Origin of the sequence: Helicobacter burdigaliensis, assembly GCF_003670295.1 — a bacterium.
Taxonomy (GTDB): Bacteria; Campylobacterota; Campylobacteria; order Campylobacterales; family Helicobacteraceae; genus Helicobacter_D; species Helicobacter_D burdigaliensis.
This window is the reverse complement of the sequence record NZ_QXJG01000022.1, coordinates 1-17,717: the sequence shown is the minus strand read 5'-3', so window position 1 is coordinate 17,717 and position 17,717 is coordinate 1. Positions and strand designations below refer to the sequence as shown.

General features: G+C 33.0%; 18 protein-coding genes. 11 read left to right on the top strand and 7 right to left on the bottom strand.

The features are described from left to right. The first annotated feature begins 62 nt into the window (after window positions 1-62). Window positions 63-1,265 carry an MFS transporter gene (locus EBF09_RS07575; RefSeq protein WP_121764511.1) on the top strand — a complete coding sequence of 401 codons (1,203 nt, stop codon included), beginning with the start codon at window positions 63-65 and terminating at the stop codon, window positions 1,263-1,265. 152 nt (window positions 1,266-1,417) lie between these two features. On the opposite strand, the gene EBF09_RS07570 is transcribed toward EBF09_RS07575, so the two are convergent. Next, complete coding sequence (locus tag EBF09_RS07570; protein WP_121764510.1) at window positions 1,418-4,066, bottom strand: phosphoenolpyruvate carboxylase; 2,649 nt, start codon at window positions 4,064-4,066, stop codon at window positions 1,418-1,420. Window positions 4,067-4,320: 254 nt separating this feature from the next. Here EBF09_RS07570 and rpsB point away from each other — a divergent pair, with 254 nt between their 5' ends. Genes rpsB through fliR form a run of 4 tightly spaced genes read left to right on the top strand, consistent with a single transcriptional unit; the run spans window position 4,321 to window position 7,632 of the window. After that, a complete protein-coding gene (gene rpsB, locus EBF09_RS07565; protein WP_121764509.1) occupies window positions 4,321-5,124 on the top strand; it encodes a 30S ribosomal protein S2 in 804 nt (267 codons plus the stop codon). A 3-nt stretch (window positions 5,125-5,127) separates the two neighbouring features. After that, window positions 5,128-6,195 (top strand): translation elongation factor Ts, encoded by a 1,068-nt coding sequence (gene tsf / locus EBF09_RS07560; protein ID WP_121764508.1) that lies wholly within the window; start codon window positions 5,128-5,130, stop codon window positions 6,193-6,195. A 3-nt stretch (window positions 6,196-6,198) separates the two neighbouring features. Continuing rightward, the gene (locus EBF09_RS07555) at window positions 6,199-6,849 is read left to right on the top strand and encodes an ABC transporter ATP-binding protein (protein WP_121764507.1); all 651 of its coding nucleotides are present in this window, start codon (window positions 6,199-6,201) and stop codon (window positions 6,847-6,849) included. A gap of 12 nt (window positions 6,850-6,861) precedes the next feature. After that, window positions 6,862-7,632 (top strand): flagellar biosynthetic protein FliR, encoded by a 771-nt coding sequence (gene fliR, locus EBF09_RS07550; protein ID WP_121764506.1) that lies wholly within the window; start codon window positions 6,862-6,864, stop codon window positions 7,630-7,632. 73 nt (window positions 7,633-7,705) lie between these two features. On the opposite strand, the gene EBF09_RS09125 is transcribed toward fliR, so the two are convergent. The 4 genes from EBF09_RS09125 to EBF09_RS07535 form a co-directional block, all read right to left on the bottom strand. After that, window positions 7,706-7,861 (bottom strand): hypothetical protein, encoded by a 156-nt coding sequence (locus tag EBF09_RS09125; protein WP_157978192.1) that lies wholly within the window; start codon window positions 7,859-7,861, stop codon window positions 7,706-7,708. Window positions 7,862-7,980: 119 nt separating this feature from the next. Next, the gene (locus tag EBF09_RS07545; RefSeq protein WP_198672566.1) at window positions 7,981-8,133 is read right to left on the bottom strand and encodes a hypothetical protein; all 153 of its coding nucleotides are present in this window, start codon (window positions 8,131-8,133) and stop codon (window positions 7,981-7,983) included. Then, on the bottom strand, window positions 8,081-8,272 hold the full coding sequence (locus tag EBF09_RS09555; RefSeq protein WP_121764505.1) for a BrnT family toxin: 192 nt from the start codon (window positions 8,270-8,272) through the stop codon (window positions 8,081-8,083). The genes EBF09_RS07545 and EBF09_RS09555 overlap by 53 nt, the downstream gene beginning before the upstream one ends. 284 nt (window positions 8,273-8,556) lie before the next feature. After that, window positions 8,557-8,736, bottom strand: coding sequence for a hypothetical protein (locus tag EBF09_RS07535; RefSeq protein ID WP_232817696.1), 180 nt, complete (start codon window positions 8,734-8,736; stop codon window positions 8,557-8,559). Window positions 8,737-9,756: 1,020 nt separating this feature from the next. Here EBF09_RS07535 and EBF09_RS07525 point away from each other — a divergent pair. The 6 genes from EBF09_RS07525 to EBF09_RS09240 all read left to right on the top strand — a co-directional run bounded on the left by EBF09_RS07525 (window position 9,757) and on the right by EBF09_RS09240 (window position 14,884). Beyond that, window positions 9,757-11,307: an ABC transporter substrate-binding protein gene (locus EBF09_RS07525; protein ID WP_121764503.1), complete on the top strand. Its 1,551-nt coding sequence runs from the start codon at window positions 9,757-9,759 to the stop codon at window positions 11,305-11,307. Window positions 11,308-11,318: 11 nt separating this feature from the next. Next, window positions 11,319-12,257 (top strand): ABC transporter permease, encoded by a 939-nt coding sequence (locus EBF09_RS07520; RefSeq protein WP_198672567.1) that lies wholly within the window; start codon window positions 11,319-11,321, stop codon window positions 12,255-12,257. A gap of 9 nt (window positions 12,258-12,266) precedes the next feature. Then, window positions 12,267-13,043, top strand: coding sequence for an ABC transporter permease (locus EBF09_RS07515; protein WP_121764502.1), 777 nt, complete (start codon window positions 12,267-12,269; stop codon window positions 13,041-13,043). Next, entirely contained in the window at window positions 13,040-13,804 is a 765-nt protein-coding gene (locus EBF09_RS07510) for an ATP-binding cassette domain-containing protein (RefSeq protein ID WP_121764501.1), read from the top strand. The genes EBF09_RS07515 and EBF09_RS07510 overlap by 4 nt, the downstream gene beginning before the upstream one ends. Then, complete coding sequence (locus tag EBF09_RS07505) at window positions 13,798-14,481, top strand: ATP-binding cassette domain-containing protein (RefSeq protein WP_121764500.1); 684 nt, start codon at window positions 13,798-13,800, stop codon at window positions 14,479-14,481. Before EBF09_RS07510 ends, EBF09_RS07505 begins: the two co-directional genes overlap by 7 nt. Window positions 14,482-14,704: 223 nt before the next feature. Further along, window positions 14,705-14,884: a hypothetical protein gene (locus EBF09_RS09240; RefSeq protein ID WP_198672565.1), complete on the top strand. Its 180-nt coding sequence runs from the start codon at window positions 14,705-14,707 to the stop codon at window positions 14,882-14,884. Between the two features lie 192 nt (window positions 14,885-15,076). Here EBF09_RS09240 and EBF09_RS07500 read toward each other — a convergent pair whose 3' ends face one another. Both EBF09_RS07500 and EBF09_RS07495 read right to left on the bottom strand, forming a co-directional pair. Next, window positions 15,077-16,276, bottom strand: coding sequence for a glycosyltransferase family 8 protein (locus tag EBF09_RS07500; protein ID WP_121764499.1), 1,200 nt, complete (start codon window positions 16,274-16,276; stop codon window positions 15,077-15,079). A 1-nt stretch (window position 16,277) separates the two neighbouring features. Then, the gene (locus EBF09_RS07495) at window positions 16,278-17,384 is read right to left on the bottom strand and encodes an epoxyqueuosine reductase QueH (protein WP_121764498.1); all 1,107 of its coding nucleotides are present in this window, start codon (window positions 17,382-17,384) and stop codon (window positions 16,278-16,280) included. Between the last annotated feature and the right edge of the window lie 333 nt (window positions 17,385-17,717).

Sequence of the window (17,717 nt, the reverse complement as noted above, 5' to 3'; positions counted from 1 at the left end):
GTCTTCATAAAAGCAATTATCGCTAATGCAAGTAAATTAACTTAATTTCAAAGGATTCTTAAATGAATTCCACACAAGCATTATTATGGCTTAATTTTTTTATTGCAGATGTGAGAGATGGACTTGGCCCCTATCTTGGCGTATTTTTAAAAGAGCAAAGCTTTAAAGAAGGGCAAATTGGCTTTATTGCTACGATTGCTACACTTAGTGCTTTAATCTTTGGTGTGCCTTTAGGAATGCTCGTAGATTCTACTAAAAAGAAAAAGCAATTTATTTTTTATAGTATTCTTTTAATCATTTTTGCACTTATAATAAATTATTTTTATCCAACATTTTATGTCACTCTTTTTGCACAAACTTTAATCGCCCTTAGTGCCACTTTCTTAGCTCCTGCCTTTAATGCACTCACTTTGGGCTTAGTTGGAAAACTAAAATTTGCTTATCAAATCAGCCTTAATGAAGCTTATAAACACGCAGGAACCATCTTTGGCTCAATGCTATGTTTAATCTTTTGTTCCATTTATGGAGTGGGTGCTAGTTTTATCGTTACTATTTTTGTGGCACTTACTTCACTTTTATGTCTGCATTTTATCAAAGAAAATGCTATCAATCATAAACTAGCAAGAGGGGAGCAAAAACACCACAAACCCTTAAAAATCTATGAAGTTTTGCTTCATAAGCAAATTTTACTACTTTGTTTTGCGATGTTTTGCTTCCATCTAAGCAATGCCTATATGCTCCCTCTTCTAAGCCAGAGGGCGCATACTCTAGGGATTGATACAAGCGGGACTTATGCAGCCCTTACGATTATTATCGCACAAAGCACTATGGTTTTAATCTCTTATTTATGTGCTAAAAAACTAAAAGATGAGCATAGTTTTAAAATCTATTTTTATCTTTTTGCTCTTTGTTTTGTTGTGTTAATCTTTAGGGGTTGTATTGCTGGTTATTTCACCCATAATCTTGCAATGGTAATTGTGCAGATTTTAGATGGCTTAGGCGCAGGGATTAATGGTGTAATTGTGCCTATTATGGCAACAAGAATCCTACAAGGAAGCGGACACATTAATCTTGGAATTTCTTTTGTATTGATTTTAGGAGGTATTGGAGGAGCTTTAAGTAGCACTTTAGCAGGATTTGTAGCAGAGGATTTTGGATATTTACAAGCTTATTTATTGCTTTCATTGATTGGGGTTTTAGGATTATTTTTTTGGTGGGGCGGAAAAAGCCTTCTGTTACAAAAAGAAAACTATTCCACAAATTAATATTAATCATAATTTATTTTAAGCTTTCTTTGCATATAATTGTCTTTCAGGTTTTACCTCAAATTTATTTCACTTTCTCTTTAAATAATTTCTTATGTTTGTTTTATTGATAGCCACATCTTTACAAGGATATGGCTACCTTAAAGCTAAAATCAACCTGTATTTCTAACCCCCTGTGCAATCCCTACAATAGTCGCTACAATCTGCTTAGCAATGCGTTCTTTTTGCTCTTCATAGCTTGCATTTTTATATTGCTCCATAAGCTTTAATTGTAAATAATTTAAAGAACGCAAAAAAGGTTGTCTTAAAAGAATAGATTCTTGAATGAGCTTCTCGCTTGCCAAAAGCGTTTCTTCTTGGCGGATAAAAAGCAACCATTTTAGGGTTAAATGATATTCTTCTTCTATCATTTTCCAAATTTTTTCTCTTAAAGATTCTGTTTTTACAAATGCGTTGTAGCATTTTGCGATTTCTAAATCCACCTTTAAAAAAGCTTGTGAAATATTATCTATCGTAGTTTTAAAAAACAAATCCTCTTGATAGCAAGATTTAAAAATCTCTTTATCCCCTAAAGCCTCACTTGCCCTTTTTAATCCGCTTCCAAGCCCATACCAAGCAGGGATAATCGCCCTATTTTGCATCCATGAAAACACCCATGGAATGGCACGCAAATCTTCTACTTTTTGTGTGTCTTTTCGTTTTGATGGGCGTGAGCCAATATTTAGCTGCTGGATAAATTCAATAGGAGTGGCACTTTTAAAATACTCTATAAAGCCCTCTGTCTCATACACTAACCCTCTATAAGCCTTAAAAGATTCCTCGCTTACATATTTCAATGCTTCTTTGAAGTCTAAATTGCAAGTTTTTTTATCTGTGCCAAATTTTTCATAAACACTCTTTTTAAGCAAAGTAGAAAGCGCACTTTCAAAGCTAAATTCCGCTTTTTTAGGGTTAAGATATTTCTCGCTAATCACCTCTCCTTGCTCGGTTGTCTTTAAAAATCCTGCCACACTACCATCAGGAGAGGATAAAAGTGCATCTTCTAGCGCTCCTCCCCCACGGCTAACGCTTCCACCTCTACCATGGAAAAGCCTAAATTTAATCTTTAGCTCTTCTTCTAAACTCATTAAATTAGAAATAGCAACTTTTAGCGAATAATTACTCGTAAAAATCCCACCATCTTTGCTTGAATCTGAATAACCTATCATTATCTCTTGATAATTTTTACGCGATTGCAAATAGCTAAAATAATGCGGATTTTCACAAAGTTCTCTTAAAATAATGGGTGCATTTTCTAAATCATTAATGGTTTCAAACAAAGGTGAAATGCTAATGCGCGTCTTTTTGCCCTCCACCCAAAGGCGTGATTGCTTAGCAAACCAAAGCACGCACAAAAGATCATTTGCACTTTGACACATAGAAATAATACAAGAATCAATAATATTATCCCCTATCCTATCCTTTGCCCATTTAAAGCTTAAAAACGCCCACAAGGTTTCTTGAGCCTCTTTGCTAATCTTGCCATAAAGCCGATTGACATCTATTAGCGGTTCGCTTAAAGCTTTGTTTAAAATCTCTCTTTGCTCTTTATGTGAAAGAAGCAACAAATCCCCCTCCACATAGCCCAAAACAACAAAAATCTCCGCTAAAGATTTCCAAAACACATCACGATGTTGCCTAAAGTCTAACTGCATCAAATGAAACCCTGCTAAAAGTGCTAAATTTCTAAGCTCTACTAAATACTTAGCACTTGTAGAATCCAAAGAGTTTATTATTAAATCAATATCCTTGATAAACTCTTTTGGATTTTCATAGATATAAGGAGCACTCTCCTCCACGCACACGCTAGGTAGATTTAGCATCAAGATTCTATTTTGGAGCTTTTGACGCATACAAGTAAGCTTTGCCCTAAAAGGCTCTTGCAAAAAGAGCTTTTTTGCCATATCGTCTAAATGCTCTTTTTCTTTTTGCAAGCTTTCTAAAAACTCTGCACTTGGAGTGATGTATTCTTGTGCGATGGATAGCTCACGGCTAAGCTTATCAATACATTGAATATAATGCTTAATGATTGTTTGGTGCTGTCTTTTCATCACTTCTAGCATTACTTCATTATTGACATAAGGATTCCCATCTCTATCGCCACCTATCCAGCTTCCAAGCCTAATAGGAGATTTTTTAAGAGGATGGCCTAGAGCATTTTGCACTTCTTTTAAAATCTTTGCACCGCTTTGCAAAATGGAGCTTTCCATAAAATATAAAAGATTATCATGTTCAAATAAAACTTCAATTTTCTCACTTCTTACAATATGGCTATGCCACAAAAGATGCAAGCGGTATTTTAAATGCATTCTTGCCTCTTCATCGCTATATTGTAGCCATAAATGTAAATCATTATACATATCATGATAGCTTTCTAAAAATGTTCTTCTTAAAGATTCAGTAGGATGTGCTGTAAAAACAGGATAAAATTTAATCTTTTTTAAAACCCCCAAAACATCTTCTAAATCATAATCCTTTTTTAACTCTAGCAACGTTTTTTGTAAATTTTTACTAGGATTATGTGCGATACGATAGCGTTCATCTACGATATTTAAAAGCAAATGATAGAGTGTGAAACTACGGATAAGATTTGCAATTTCTTGAGAATCTAGCCTTTTTAGCAAATCTTCATTCAAGATAGATTGAAAAGTATTCTTTTTACTCAAAGCCAAAAAAAGCTCTTTTGTTTTAGGTGCAACCTCTTCTAAAAGCTCTACCATTACAGAAAAAATAAAACTTATTTCTTCTTGTTGTGTTTTCATTGTGAAGTTTTCTCCTCTTTAAAATTTTAGGGAATTATAACGCTTAATTTTAAAGAGTATGACTATAATCTATAAATTTTAAGTAAAATTAAACCCTTGCCTAAAAATTAGTTTAAAATAAGCTAAAATTAAAGCTATTTTTAGTAAAATCACGGGTTTTTATTTTAAAAACTTCACACACGCTAATCCTAGTTAGGTTGCGATTTATTCGTTATTGAGCGTGGAGGAAAAACCAAAACATTTAGGAGAAAACTATGGTAACTATGAAAGATCTTTTAGAGTGTGGTGTGCATTTTGGACATCAAACAAGACGCTGGAATCCAAAAATGAAAAAATACATTTTTGGTGTGAGAAAAAATATTCACATTATTGACTTGCAAAAGACTTTACGCTATTTCCGCTATACATACAACATCGTGCGTGATGCGGCAGCTGAGGGCAAAACTATTATGTTCGTAGGAACTAAAAAACAAGCAAGCGAAACACTAAAAGAATATGCAGATAGCGTAAATGCACCTTATGTAAATTATAGATGGCTTGGCGGTATGCTAACAAACTTTTCAACTATTAAAAAATCTATTAGAAAACTTGAAATCATTGAAGAAATGGAATCAAGTGGTCAAATTGACTTATTAACCAAAAAAGAAAAGTTAATGATTCAAAGAAAAAAAGAGAAATTAACGCAATATCTTGGCGGTGTAAGACATCTTAAAAAAGCTCCAGATATGATCTTTGTAATTGATGCTGCAAAAGAAAAAATCGCAGTAGCAGAAGCTAGAAGACTTGGAATCCCAGTAGTAGCTCCACTAGATACAAACTGCGATCCTGATATGGTAGATTATCCAATTCCAGGAAATGATGATGCTATCCGCTCTATCCAACTTTTCTGCAAAGAAATTGCTGAAGCAATCACAGAAGGTAGAGCAATCGCAGGCGGAGAAATCCCAGCTAATAGCGAAGAAGTAGCTCCTGCTAGCGAAGAAGAAAAACAAGAAGTGATTGATGAGGCTATGAGCGAAGCTGACTTCACAAAAGAAATACAAGCAGATAAGGAGTAAGCAATGGCAGAAATTAGCGCACAACTTGTAAAGCAACTAAGAGAAATGACAGATGCAGGGATGATGGACTGCAAAAAAGCTTTAGTAGAAACAAATGGCGATATTGAAAAAGCAGTAGAATACTTAAGAGAAAAAGGCTTAAGCAAAGCTGCTAAAAAGGCTGATAGAGTAGCAGCTGAAGGTGCTATTAGTATGCAAGTATCCAGCGACTTCAAAAAAGCTAGTATGGTTGAGATTAACTCTGAAACTGACTTTGTGGCTAAAAATGAAGGCTTTAAAGAACTAAGTGCAAAAACCATTCAAATCATTCAAGATTCAGATATTTCTACCACAGAAGAATTGCATACTCTAAATTTAGAAGGTGCAAAATTTGAAGAATATCTAAAAACTCAAATTGCAAAAATCGGTGAAAATATCGTAGTTAGAAGAATGGCTAAAGTAAATGCTAGTGGTAGTGGGATTGTAAATGCTTATGTGCATTCTAATGGACGCGTGGGCGTTATCATCGCACTTAAATGCCAAAAAGAAGAAAATGTTGCAAAACTAGCAGATTTTACAAAAAATCTTTGTATGCATGCAGCTGCTATGAAGCCACAAGTAATCTCTTATCATTCTTTTGATATGGACTTTGTAAAAAGTGAAAAAACAGCAATCATTGCAGAGTTAGAAAAAGAAAATGAAGAACTAAAAAGACTTGGAAAACCACTTCACAAAATCCCAAGTTATATTAGCCAGCTAGAATTAAGCGATGAAATTTTAGCAAAGCAAGAAGAAGCACTCAAAGCGGAGCTTAAAGCACAAGGCAAACCAGAAGCAATTTGGGATAAAATTATCCCCGGACAAATGGAAAGATTTAAAGCAGATTCTACACTTTTAGATCAACGCCTTACACTTTTAGGACAGTTCTTCGTAATAGACGATAAAAAAACTATCGCTCAAGTTTTAGCTGAAAAAGGCAAAGAGCTTAATGACAGCATTGAAGTTGTAGAATATGTAAGATTTGAGCTAGGTGAAGGAATAGAGAAGCAAGAGTGCAACTTTGCTGATGAAGTAGCTGCGCAATTAGGCTAAAATATGCCACCCCTACTTTATGCTAAGGAGCTTTGTTTTAACTATGATGTTCCTATCTTAAATAAAGTAGATTTAATAGGCGAAGAGAAGCAAATCATCTCCATTATGGGGGTTAGCGGAAGTGGTAAAAGCACACTTTTGCATATTCTCTCCTCTTTTTTAAAGCCACAAAGCGGAGAAGTGAAACTTTTTGGCACAAATCCTTATTCGCTCTCACAAAAGAATCTCTTAGAGCTAAGACGCAAACAAATAGGCATCATTTTTCAATCCCATTATCTTTTTTTAGGCTTTAGTGCTTATGAAAATTTAGAAGTCGCTTCTATTTTAGGAAAGGAAAAGATTGATGATACACTTTTAGAACATTTTGGCATTGCTAATGTGCTTAACAAAAACACAAGCTCCCTTAGTGGCGGACAGCAACAAAGATTATCCATTACAAGAATCTTAACTAAAAAGCCCAAAATTATTTTTGCAGATGAACCCACAGGAAATTTAGATAAGGAAAATGCACTTAGCGTGGCAGAAGCGCTTTTTTCTTATGTAAAGACAAATAATTCCTTGCTTATTTTTGTTACACATGATAAGAATCTAGCACAAAAAGCCGATAAAGCTTATTGCCTAGAAGATGCCAAACTAGAAGCTCTAAAAGTGTAAAGAAATAAATCTATGGAACTTCTAGCATATTTAACAGAAGGAAATGTAGCAAATTTTCTACTTTTGCTTTTACGCTTTGCTGGAGTAATCGCCTTTTTTCCTTTTTTTGAAAACCAACTCATCACCGCACAATTTAAAGGTGTTTTTATTTTCTTTTTAACCATACTTTTTATTCCACTTATAGAAGTGATTCCGCCTAGCAATATGAGCATTTTGGGTTTTATTATCGCAGGACTTGGAGAAATTATGCTAGGGTTTTTAGCCTCTATGGCGTTGCAAATTGTCTTTGGAATGGTTTCTTTTGGAGGGGAGCTTATCTCTTTTGCTATGGGATTAACAATAGCAAATGCTTATGATCCTGTAACAGGAGCACAAAAACCCATAATAGGGCAAATCCTAACACTTGTCGCACTTTTATTGATGTTGGCTCTAGATTACCATCATCTTTTTTTTGATTTTGTAGCTATGAGTATCAAAAGTGTTCCTTTGGGAAGCTTTATGTTCTCGCATGATTATGTCCGCTATATCATCACTGCTTTTGCACAGCTTTTTGTGATAGGGCTTACGATGTCTTTTCCCATTATTGCTCTTATTTTACTTTCAGATATTATCTTTGGAATGATTATGAAAGCACACCCACAATTTAACCTCTTAGCCATAGGTTTTCCTGTAAAAATCGTAGTGGCTTTTGCTGTGCTTATTGTAATCGTCCCTGCGATTATGATACATTTTAAAAAAGAATTTTTAGATGCGTTTAATGTGCTAAGTATTCTTTTAAAATAATTTCAAAATCTACACACTTTCATTAATTTATAGAGCTGTTGTTCCCTCATCATTTGCTTCATCTCTTTTAAAATTAATCTCTGGTTTTTTTAAGTTCTTTTATATCTAAATTTTCTAAAAAATAAGTATCATTTACCAAAACTTCCTCTCCATTTTCATCTTTAAACTTTCTAGGAGAGAGAAAAATACTCTCATAAGTAATTATTTTTAAGTTAAGATTATAAAACATTGCTCTTCCTTTTTTCTTTGCATTTTAAGGAATTTTTGTTTTAAATTTAAGGGTTAAATTTTACCAACTACCGCAATATTCTAGTTTTTTATTTACACAATCGTTTAAAAAGATATTGATTAGCGTCTGATAGAGGACGCGCCTTTAGTTTTTGCCATTTCTTTGAAATAATCAATCACATTGCCACTTAAATTTATGGTTACTTGCCTTTTTAAAGTTTTATCCACATAAGGATTTTTGATTGCATTTGTAAAATCTATTTCTTTTTTCATTTTTACTCCTTATATTGTTTTTCTCTCTTGCTGTTGCTTTCCTAGCTGAAATAATACGTATTGTATCGCCCTCTTTGTAGCAATGCACTACAAGTAAAATTCTTTCTTTATTGCTAATTCCTAAAGGGCAATAGTTCATATTTTACCTTTTACAATTATAAAGTATTTAAAAAAATAAAATCAAGCATAAATTTTTTGCACTCACTCTTTAATTGTAATAAAATTTTAAATCACACCTTATGGCTATTTTATTTACTTCCCAGCCTCTAGCACTTCCAGCTGAACCTGTATTGTAAGTGGAGTAACGCATTTTAAATTATCAATAGCACCAAATTTTACCTTTTATTCTACTTTTATTGTAAATTTGCAAGAGTGTTAAGCTCTTCTATTCTTTAGTGCAATCTTTTGCAATTTGCTCTACTTTTAAAAAATAAAGCGATAATTCTTTATGGCTTTCAAAGCTTCCATTCTCTTTTGGTTTTTTAGGAAGTTGTAAATTGTATTAATAGGGATTAAAACTTCTTTTGTTTGCATTTTTACAATAGGCTTAGCACTGCAACCTATAAAGATAAGACAAAATAGAAATAAAAATAAAATTTTCATACTAAACCTTTTTTGAATTTGTTCTATTTTAGGATTTTAAAGAGTTTAAATTAAGGGTTAAAAAAATTAGATACAATATATCCATAATAAAAAAGAGAAAATAAAAGCAATGATGGATTTTATAAATCGCTAATATTGGCATTACTAACTGCGCTTTTTGGAGTGTTTGGATATGGTTTATAAACTATGAAAAATATTCTTTTTATAGTGCTTGTATCGTAATTGTCATGGTAGTTTTGTTGATAGCGACTTTAATTATGCTAATGGGTGCATTTTTAAAAGGAGCAAAAGAGTTAGAAAAGGAGAAAGAATGAGTGCTGGAATGATAGCTTTACTTGTTAGTATTGTTGGTTTTTTTGGGATTTTGTTTTATATTATCTATGCTTTAAAAAAGGCGTAATTTTATCATTGCATGGGGGTTTCCCTTTGTCATTGCGAGGCGCATCGTGCCGAAGCAATCTAAAAGCTCCACCCTTAAAGGTAGCCCCTTAGACTGCTTCGTCGCTTTGCTTCCTCGCAGTGACAGGTGGGGGTGTCATTGCGAAGCCTCTATAAGAGGCTGTGGCAATCTCTTCTTTTGTTAGATTTCGCAGAGGAAGTAAATTCCTCTTTGCGAGGAGGGACAGACTCTGTCCCTTCCAACCCCCTGAAGCCCCCGTCCCACTGCGTTTCACTTGTGGGAGCTTTGTCTTTGTCATTGCAGGAGCCTGAAAGGCTTGTGGCATACAAGCGAAGCGTTATCCACGAGCGAAGCGAATGCAAATCTAGCACAATCACTTCCCTAACTCTATAAATAATCTTTTGTAAGCTTCTAGCTCACTTTGACAACTTTTATATACTATCCCTACAAAATTCCTATTCAATCAACAAATTTTAACGCTTTTTTCCCGCATAAAACACATACTTTTTGTAAATTCATATTTATTTGGTAATAAAAAATTAATATAAGTATTAAAATTAAGCATAAATTAAAAAAGTTTGGAATACCATAAAATAAAATTGAAAAATTAAGGACAAAATATGTTAAAAAAACTTCTAGTATTGTTTTTAACAATGAATGCTTTTATATTGCAACTTTTTGCAGATACGCCAAAGGATACGATTATCATCGCAGTAGAAAATGAGCCCGTGCGTATCAATCCCCTTTTTAGCGAAGATCATGATAGTGCCATAGGGCTTATTTTCTCTGGACTTACACGCTTTGATAGCTCTATGAATATCACTCCTGATTTAGCAAAGTCTTGGAAAATTAGCAAAGATGGACTTGTTTATGAATTTGCTTTGCGCGAAGATGTATTGTGGCATGATGGAGCAAAATTTAGTGCAAAAGATGTAGAATTTAGTATCCAAGCACTAAAGAATGAAAAGTTAAATTCCCCCTCAAAAGTAAATTTTGATGCAGTAAAAGAAGTGAAAGTTATTGATGATTACCATATTAAAATCACACTTTCAAAGCCTTTTCCCTCATTTTTAGATTCTCTTAGTATAGGGGTTTTACCTAAGCATTTATTAGAAAAAGAAGATTTAAACACTACAAATTTTAACCAAAACCCAATAGGCACGGGCCCTTTTAAAATGCAAAAATGGAACAAAGGGCAATATATGCTTCTAAGTGCAAACGAATCTTATTATCTAGCCACACCAAAAAGTAAAAAAATCATTCTAAAACATATTAAAGATCCAAGTATTAGTGCCTTAGAGCTTAAAAATGGAACGATTGATGTTGCTTTGGTGGATTTTGAAATGGCAGAAAACTTTAAAAAAGATAAAAATTTCAAGCTTATTCAAGAGCCATCTGCTGATTATCGAGCTTTAATGTTTAATTTTAACCATGAGTTTTTAAAAGATAAAAATGTGCGTCTAGCTCTAAACTATGCCACTCCTAAAAAAGAAATCGTAGCAAAACTGCTCCACTCTTTTGGAAGTGAAGCAAACCACCCTTTAGAAAAATCTTGGGCAAATCCAAAAGATTTTTCTAGCTTTTCTTATGATATTAAAAAGGCCGAATCTCTTTTAAAACAAGCAGGTTTTACAAAAAATAAAAAGGGAATTTTAGAAAAAAATGGCAAAGAGCTTAGCTTTAGTATGTATGCTATGAGCGAAGATCCTTTGCGTGTAGCACTTGTGAATATTTTACAAAGCGAATATGCAAAATTAGGCATTAAAGCAAAGGCGGTTGCACTTCCTAAAGGAAGCTTTGATTATACGAAAATTGATAGCTTTTTAGTGGGTTGGGGAAGCCCTTATGATCCTGATTTTCACACCTTTAGGGTATTTGCCAGCAGCGAAGACACTACTAAAAACAATAGCGGTTGGAATTTTGGACATTATGCAAATACTAATGTAGATAAAACTCTAATAAATGCTAGAAACACGCTAGATAGAGAGCAAAGAAAAGAGCATTATAAAAACTTTATTGAAGAATTACATAAAGATCCTCCCTATGTATTTATCGCCTATATTGACTATCCTTTAGTATATAGGGCAAATATTGCAGGGGTTAAGCCTCACATTGTCGGACATCATGGAGTTGGCTTTACTTGGAATGCGTATGAATGGAGCAAACAATAGTGATAAATCTTATCTTAAAGCGTCTTTTATGGGCGCTTTTTTTATCCATAAGTGCTAGTTTTATTTGTTTTTGTCTAGTATATTATTCTAAAGGTAGCGTTGTTTTTGCAAGTGTTCCACAAGGGATTAGCAAACAAGCACAAGAAGAAATTGAAAGGAATCTAAACCTTGATAAACCTCTTTTAGTGCAATACAAACTTTGGGCATTAAAAGCAATTAAGGGAAATTTTTCTTATTCTTTAGTGAGTGGAGAGAGAGTAAGCAAAATCTTAAAAGAAAAGCTTCCCTTTACGCTTATTTTAGGTTCTTTAGCATTTTTAATCCTTTTTGTGCTTTCTTTGGCTTTAGGGATTGTATGCGTGATTTACAAAGACAGCCTTTTAGATAAATCCATCACTTTTATTACGATGAGTTTTTTTGCGCTTCCTGTCTTTTCTACTTCTTTAATGTTGATTTTGTTTTTTGGAGTGTTTTTTAAAATATTTCCTACTTCTGGAATCTCTGATATTGGCTTTGAAGAAGATTTTTTAAACCGCTTAGAACACCTTATCTTGCCACTTTGCACACTTGTGTTATCGCATTTAGCAGTATTTGTGAGATTTGCAAGAACTGCCTTTTTAGATAGCCTAAACCAAAGTTTTATCCAAGCAGCCTTTGCTAGAGGATTAGGCAAAATGCGGGTTTATTGCCATTTTGTGCTAAAAGATGCACTAAGTCCTATCTTAGCCTATTTTGGAGCATCTTTTGTGAGTTTTCTTGTAGGGATTTATGTGGTAGAGAGCGTATTTTCTTATGAAGGGATTGGGAATCTTGCAATTTCTAGCATTCTTTTTAAAGATTATCCTGTTGTGCTTGCTATTGTAATCTTTAGCGTTTTAGCAGTGGTATTTATTAATTTATTTGTAGAAATAGTTTGTAAGATTCTTAATCCTAGATTTAGCAATATATAAGGTGTATTTGTGTTGAAATTTTATTTATTATTTATTTTTTTATGTATTCTCTTAGCCACTTTTGCTCCATTTTTAAGTCCTTATGATCCTAATTTAGTAGATTTATCTAGTGCGAAAATCGCCCCAAACTTAGAACATCTATTTGGCACAGATATGCTTGGACGCGATGTTTTTACAAGGATTCTCTATTCTTTAAGAATCTCTTTGTTTGTGGGATTTTGTGCTTCTTTTTTAAGTGTATTTTTTGCCTTTTTTTATGCATTTTTGACACGCCTTTTTGCCCATGCATTTTTCGCAAGATTGCTTGATATGCTTCTAGCTTTGCCTTCACTACTTATCATTATGTTTTTTCAAAGCTTTTTAAATGGAGGAATTTTAAGTATGACTTTGGTAATCGCACTAGGGCATTTTGCCTATATTGCTAGGGTTTTAGATATAGAAATAGGCAAATACCAAAAGTTAGAATTTTATCAAAACGCACTTATTTTGGGTAGCACTAAGTTTAAAGCCCTATTTAGCGAGATTGCCCCTGCTTGTTTAAATTTACTTTTTGTGCTTTTTGTGTTTAATGTCGCCCATGCGATTGCAAATGAAGCCACACTAAGCTTTTTTGGTTTAGGCGTAAATCTTGGTGAGGCGAGTTTAGGCAATATGCTCAATGAAGCAAGCAAGGGGCTATTTTTAGGCTTTTGGTGGATGCTTATTTTTCCTGCTGGGTTTATCTTGCTTTTAATCTTACCCCTTTTAGCTCTAGGTAACAGCTTGCAACAAAGAAGTAAATTATGATAGAGATAGAAAATTTAAATCTTTCTTTTTGCGATAAAACCCTTTTGGAAAATATTAGTTTTACACTTCAAAAAGGAGAAAATTTAGCCATTATGGGAAAAAGTGGCTCTGGAAAAAGCCTATTATTAAAATCTTTAATCTATCTTTTTGATAAAAATTATTCAATAAAAGCACAAAGATTCCAAATCTATTCTAAAAATCCTCTTCTTTTAAATGCCAAAGAACTAAGCATTTTAAGGGCTAAAGTGAGCTTAATTTTTCAAGATGTTTATGGAAGTTTTTACCCGCTTATAGATATAGGAAGCTATTTTAATATCGTAGGCAAAAAGCATACAAATTTAAGCAAAAAAGAAATAAAAAAACGCTCCTTTTATTATTTTGAATGCTTAGGATTGCAAAATTTTGAACTTTTGTGGCATTCTTTTATCTATCAACTAAGCGGGGGGATGGCTAGACGCGTGCAAATAGCACTCGCTCTTGTATGTGAAGCAAACTGCCTTTTATGCGATGAGATCACAAGCTCACTTGATAGCAAAAATGAACAAAAAATTATCCAAATCTTAAAAGACCTAAAGGAGAATTTTGCAAACCTCATCTTTGTAACCCACAATCTAAACCTTGCCTATGAGCTAAGCCATAAAATCTTGATTTTAGAAGAGGGAAAAATAGAGGAATTTAGCGATATAGAAGAGTTTAAAAAACAACCCAAAAGCACCTATGGCAGGCAATTATTAAAAATCCACAAAGAGTTAGAATGCTAGAAGTTAAAAATTTAAGTAAAAGCTACATACAAAAAAAACACTGGTATTTAAAAAATGAAGAAAATTTCATTTTTAAAAATCTCAATTTTCATTTAAAAAAGGGGGAGAATCTATTAATTTGTGGAGAAAGCGGAAGTGGCAAAAGCACATTAGCAAAAATACTCTGCATGCTAGAATCCCCAAAAGAAGGACAAGTCTTCTTTGAAAAAGAGGATATTTTAGTTCTAGATTTTAAGGCAAAAAGATTACTAAGAAAAAAGATTCAATACATCTTCCAAGATCAAAAACTCGCACTTAATCCTTATAAAAATGCTAAAACTTTGCTTTTAGATGTGTATAAAAATTTTCATTTAAAGCCTGATTTTAAAGAGATTTTTGCACTTTTAGAAATGTTTGGTTTAAAAGAAGAAATACTTTGTCTAAAACCTCAAAATTTAAGCGGGGGACAATGCCAAAGATTAGGACTAATCCGCTCTCTCCTTTTAAAACCAAAACTTTTAATTTTAGATGAAGTGTTTGCCCCGCTTGATTTACCCATTGCCCTTAAAATCATAGATTATCTTAAAACTTTCCAAAAAAACAACGACATTACCTATATTTTCATCTCGCATCAAGAAAAGCTTTTAAAAGACTTTTATACTCAAAAACTACAAATGCCCTCCAAAAATTTCTCTTAGATTTTTAATAAATACATTTTATTATCTATAAAATATTGATAGTTTTTCTAAATCTTTTTATTAATTTAAAAACCTTAAAACTTAGCGAAAAAAGTTTGCCTTTTCTCCTCCTATCATAAGCATACAAAGTGGCTCTTCCTATCTCATAGCATAGATTATAAAGCTTTATAAGGAATTTTAATACTGCAAAGAGAATAAAAAGCTTTGTTAAACTATCACGAGGGTGGCAATTCCTCGTAATAGCGTTTCACAAGTGGCGACAATCTACTCTTTAGAGTTAAATAAGATTTTTCTTATTTCTTCTCTAAAAAGTGTTACTAGCACTGCAATTATCGCAATGAAAGAATTAAAAAGCTCCATTATGGACTCCTTAAACAAGCAAATCCACCCCAAACCCAACTAAATAGCCAAAAAAAAAGCCCAACCCCCATAAAAGAGGATCAGGCTTAACTTGCTTATTTAAGGTCTTGTGAAACCTTTAGTCCATCTGCCAAATGGATTAATAAATTATAGCATAAAATTTTAAAAGGAGGTAAATTTAGCCAAAGATTCACCTACTTTGATTTACACCGCAAAAAGAAGGGAGGGGTTAAAACTAAAGCTTTCTAAATCTTCTTATTAATTTAAAAATCTTAAAACTTAGTGAAAAAAGTTTGCCTTTTCTCCTCCTATCATAAGCATACAAAGTGGCTCTTCCTATCTCATAGCATAGATTATAAAGTTTCATAGGAATTTTTACATCATTTTGCTTGTCTTTTACCATAAAGCACACTACAAAAGGGATAATAAAAATAGAAAATACGCTAAAAATTTTAGCAATTTTATAGAGCTTAAAACCTAAATTTATTTGAAAATTTTTGGCATTTTTAGCATCTTCTTCTAGCTCTTTTAGCTCTGCATAGAAAATGGGTGTTTTTCTTGCCATCTCCCACCAATATTCCCCCAAAAACTTCCCCTTATAATCCACATACACTTTTGCATCTTCCCAAGGTTTATGGCTAGTGTAAAAATGCAAAATACAAGGACTTTGCAAGGCTTCTTTTAATTCTTCTTTAAAATAAGAAATATTTGGCTTTTTCTCCTCTAAACTTTTTGCATTGCAGTACAAATACACTAAAAGATTCCATTTTAAGGGCAATTTGTAAGTTTTATCAAGTAAAGCGGCATTTAAAATGCTTTGATCGTGTTCTATACAAGAATAATTTTTAGCAATTTGCAAGGCTTTTTCTTCTAAATTTTGCATACGCCAAGCATTCAAATCCATTAAAAGCAAACCTGAATTAAAATAGTTTTTTGCAAAATCTCCACTCAATAGAGGCAAATCTTTTGTGTGCGGAATAAGTGTGCGTGTGGTATCTAGATAATCTAATACTACACCACAAATGCCCCCCTCCCCACGCATTATATCCATATGCGTAAAAATCTCTCTCAAATCACTTAGCACCAGCATATCCACATCTAAATAAAGCACACTTTCAATCTCTTTTTCTAAAACACTGCCTATTAACAAACGATAATAAGCTAGATAATTTCCATTTAACTTAGGCAAATTATATTGTTGAAAAATATCCTCATTCATTAAATGAATTTTTAGAGTACAGGGATAAATTTTACTAAGTTCTAAAATTAAATTTTCTAATTTTTCTTCACTCTCTTTGCTAATTTTGTCTATCAGAAGATAAAAAGAATAAGGCATTTTATTAGAATCTTGCTTTGTATTATGGATAATAGAAGTTAGTAATACTGCTAAATAAGGCAAATATTTTTCATTTGCATTAAAAGCTAGTGCATACATTCTATATCCTTACAAAATCTTCTAAGCTTTCTTCTTGGGAGATTGCCTCTATCTCAAGGCTAAATTCCCCAAAAATCTGCTCCTTTATAATCACAATAGGCGAGATGAAAAAGCCATCGCTATACATTTGCATTCTTAAATCTAGTTGTATTTTTTCATCTAAACCCTCGCTTAAAAGCTCTTCAAAGCTATCCTTTTGCAAAACTTCTTTAAATCTATCAAACTCTAAAAGCAAAATCCCCTCTTTTGAAGCATAGCCCACCCCCTCTTGCCATAGCTCAATTTTAGCCTTTGTAGGTTTGTTTAGAGCAGAATAACTACAAATAAAACTAGGTATGCTTTTGCCATCTTGACTTAAAACCCCTTTTAAAAGGCGGTATTGCAATACCTTTCTTTTTGCAAAATAATAAGGTTTTTGCTCTTTTTCTAAGGCTTCTCTAGTTTTAAAATTTTTAAGGCGTAAAGTAGGGAGATTCCTAGAATCTTTTGGCAAACTTAGCGTTGAAATGAGTTCAAAAGGGGTTTTTTTAGACTTTTCTCTTTGTTTTTTAAGTGCATAGAGGCAACCACAATAATTTTGCCTATATAAATTTGCCTCTTTTGCAAGCTCATTTTGCACTTTTGTGCCTCCATTACCCCGCACATCTATGGGTAAAAATCCCAAACCTTCTTTTTTAGCAATGGCTTCTCCTTGTGCAAAAAGCTCTTGTTGGGATTTCATAGGACTTGCTAAAAGTGTAGTGGTAAATTCTGCACAACGATATTCTTTAGCCACTTTCACGCTTGAGCTTAGCCGATAATCAAAGCAAAAACTACATCGCTCGCCTTTTTCTGGCTCCTCTTCTAACCCTTTGCTTCCCTTAAGCCAATCTTGCACATCATATTCCCCAACAATCAAAGGAATATCTAGTATTTCACAACTTCTTTGCACATCTTTAAGACGCATTAGATATTCATCATAAGGGTGAATATTAGGATTGTAAAAATAACCACAAAACTTTTTATCTGGATAAGTTTTTTGCAGTTGTGTTAAAAAATGATGGCTATCCACACTACAACAAATATGCACTAATGTGCGATTACTTAAATCTAATTCTACTTTTGACATTGAATTCCTTATTTTTTATAAGCATAATAGAGAAAAAATCCCATTCCAATAATAAAAACAATTACTAAAAATACAATCAAAATAATATCCAAAGCACTAACCATTTTTGCCTTCTTTAGCTTATTAGATGTGGTATTCTAGCATATTTATACTTTATCTTAAGGGGCAAAGATAAAAAATGAGCTTAGAAAGTATTTTAAGTTTTAAGAGTACTAAAAATAAAAGTGGAAGTTAAAGTTATAAAAATAGCAAATATAATAAATTCTAGTAGTTACGGCATAGAATAAAAGTTTTAAAGGGTTTTTCAAGGGGTTAGCAACCTTAAGTGGTTGT

Excerpts from the sequence above, each read along its gene's own strand:
- EBF09_RS09125 (WP_157978192.1), bottom strand. The coding sequence starts at position 7,861 with ATGTTTTATAATCTTAACTTAAAAATAATTACTTATGAGAGTATTTTT.
- EBF09_RS07555 (WP_121764507.1), top strand. The coding sequence starts at position 6,199 with ATGCCACCCCTACTTTATGCTAAGGAGCTTTGTTTTAACTATGATGTT.
- fliR (WP_121764506.1), top strand. The coding sequence starts at position 6,862 with ATGGAACTTCTAGCATATTTAACAGAAGGAAATGTAGCAAATTTTCTA.
- EBF09_RS07500 (WP_121764499.1), bottom strand. The coding sequence starts at position 16,276 with ATGTATGCACTAGCTTTTAATGCAAATGAAAAATATTTGCCTTATTTA.
- EBF09_RS07495 (WP_121764498.1), bottom strand. The coding sequence starts at position 17,384 with ATGTCAAAAGTAGAATTAGATTTAAGTAATCGCACATTAGTGCATATT.
- rpsB (WP_121764509.1), top strand. The coding sequence starts at position 4,321 with ATGGTAACTATGAAAGATCTTTTAGAGTGTGGTGTGCATTTTGGACAT.
- EBF09_RS07570 (WP_121764510.1), bottom strand. The coding sequence starts at position 4,066 with ATGAAAACACAACAAGAAGAAATAAGTTTTATTTTTTCTGTAATGGTA.
- tsf (WP_121764508.1), top strand. The coding sequence starts at position 5,128 with ATGGCAGAAATTAGCGCACAACTTGTAAAGCAACTAAGAGAAATGACA.
- EBF09_RS07525 (WP_121764503.1), top strand. The coding sequence starts at position 9,757 with ATGTTAAAAAAACTTCTAGTATTGTTTTTAACAATGAATGCTTTTATA.
- EBF09_RS07575 (WP_121764511.1), top strand. The coding sequence starts at position 63 with ATGAATTCCACACAAGCATTATTATGGCTTAATTTTTTTATTGCAGAT.
- EBF09_RS07545 (WP_198672566.1), bottom strand. The coding sequence starts at position 8,133 with ATGAAAAAAGAAATAGATTTTACAAATGCAATCAAAAATCCTTATGTG.
- EBF09_RS09555 (WP_121764505.1), bottom strand. The coding sequence starts at position 8,272 with ATGAACTATTGCCCTTTAGGAATTAGCAATAAAGAAAGAATTTTACTT.
- EBF09_RS07510 (WP_121764501.1), top strand. The coding sequence starts at position 13,040 with ATGATAGAGATAGAAAATTTAAATCTTTCTTTTTGCGATAAAACCCTT.
- EBF09_RS07535 (WP_232817696.1), bottom strand. The coding sequence starts at position 8,736 with ATGAAAATTTTATTTTTATTTCTATTTTGTCTTATCTTTATAGGTTGC.
- EBF09_RS07505 (WP_121764500.1), top strand. The coding sequence starts at position 13,798 with ATGCTAGAAGTTAAAAATTTAAGTAAAAGCTACATACAAAAAAAACAC.